Annotated in this window: 2 protein-coding genes; both read right to left on the reverse strand. The window is 71.0% G+C overall.

The annotated features are described in order from the left end of the window. On the reverse strand, positions 1 to 341 hold a 341-nt coding region (locus KUTG_RS41120; RefSeq protein WP_043724794.1), incomplete at its 3' end, for a polyprenyl synthetase family protein. Further along, positions 338 to 1,663: a hydroxysqualene dehydroxylase HpnE gene (gene hpnE, locus KUTG_RS41125; RefSeq protein ID WP_084580395.1), complete on the reverse strand. Its 1,326-nt coding sequence runs from the start codon at positions 1,661 to 1,663 to the stop codon at positions 338 to 340. The genes KUTG_RS41120 and hpnE, both read right to left, overlap by 4 nt. Positions 1,664 to 1,722 lie beyond the last annotated feature (59 nt).

Genomic DNA, 1,722 nt, shown 5'->3' on the forward strand with positions numbered 1-1,722 from the left:
CCGAAAAGCTTCCACGCCGTCGGGCGGTGCCGGCGCTCGACGTCGCCGTCCATCACGTCGTCGTGCAGCAGCGAGAAGTCGTGCACGAACTGAACGGCCACGGCGCCGGGCACGCCCTGCGCGGCGGTGCCGCCCGCGGCCTGGGCCGACAGCAGGGCCAACGCGGGCCGCAATGCCTTGCCACCGCTGCTCTTCGTGGGCTTGCCGTCCGGATCGAGCCAGCCGAGGTGGTAGCTCACCACGTTGCGCACGGACGGGTTGAGGGTGTCGACCGCGCGGCGCATCGCCGGCTGCACCAGATCGGCGGCGGTGGTGACCGGGCGGGGCAGCGTCGAGGTCATCGGGCCACCTCGCTCACCGGGGCGGGAAGCTGCTCCGACAACAACCTGGCCGCGTTCTGTCCGCTGCGCACGGCACCCTCCATAGTGTCTGGCCACCCCGTCGCGGTCCACGCCCCCGCCAGCACCAGACCGGGAACCGCGGTCCGCTGGGCGGCGCGCCTGCGACCACTGCCCGGCTGCTGCCGGAAGGTGGCCGTCCGCTCCTTGGTGACGAAAAAATCGGTGGGGACCTGCCCGGCGGCGCCGGGCAACACCCGGCTGATCTCCGGCAGGAACAGCTCCCGCAGCTGGGTCACGGGCAGGTCGATCCAGTCACCGGCGGCGGAGACCGACACGGCCAGGTACTGGCCCTGTGTCAGCCCCGACACGGCGGTTCGGTCGAACGCCCACTGCACCGGCGAGCCGACCACCGCGACGAACGGCAGGTCGGTCACGCGCCGCGGGAAGACCACGTGCACGTTGAAGATCGGCGAATGGCCCAGGTCGTCGGTGACGATGTCGGGCAGCAGCTTGGCGGCCGCATCGGACGCCGTGGCCACGACCACCGCGTCGGCGGCGATGGTGTCCTCGCCGGTCACGACCTCGAAACCGTTGCCGTCACGGCGAATCTCCTTCACGGCGGCGCGCAGCCGGACCTGTGCGCCATGGGCGAGCAGGTACGCCATGGCCGGTTCGCCGTGCAGTTCCGACAGCGGCACCGCCGGGACGCCGATGTCGCAGTTCTCGCTGCGGTCCAGCAGGCCGGTGCGGAACACCTTGGCCGCCAACGCCAACGAGGCCTCGTCGGCATCACAATTCAACGCGGCCACGGTGATCAGGTTCCACAGCGCGGCAATGGTGGCGTCGTTCTGCCCGTGCTTGCGCAACCAGTCGCCGAGACTCTGCTCGTCAAGACGGGGATCGTCCGGATTGAGCCGCCGCAGGGCGGGCACCGCCCGCGCGGCCCGCAGCCGATCGGTCACGGACAGCAGCTTGTACGTGGCGAGCGAGCCCAGCAGGTGCAGCGGCGCCGGCAAAGCCGTGCGGGACAAGGAACCTGGCGTACCGTCGACGCCCTGCACCGGGATGTGCATCCGCGGCTGCATGTCGATGTGGTGAGCAACGCCGATTCGGCGCAGGAAATCGAGGTAAGCGGTGTAGCAGCGCAGCAGCACGTGCTGCCCGTTGTCCACCACCAGATCGCCGCGGTTGAAGGAGAAGGTCACGCCGCCCAGCCGGGCGCGGGCCTCCAGCAGGGTCACATCCAGGCCCCGGTCGGCCAGTTCGCAGGCGGCGGTGAGGCCGGCCAAGCCGCCGCCCACGACAACCACCCGCGCGGTCACGGCCGCGACCCGGCCAGCGATCGCGCCGCCACCAGGACTTTTTCCCAGTCCGGTAGGGA

Source organism: Kutzneria sp. 744 (assembly GCF_000568255.1).
GTDB lineage: Bacteria > Actinomycetota > Actinomycetes > Mycobacteriales > Pseudonocardiaceae > Kutzneria.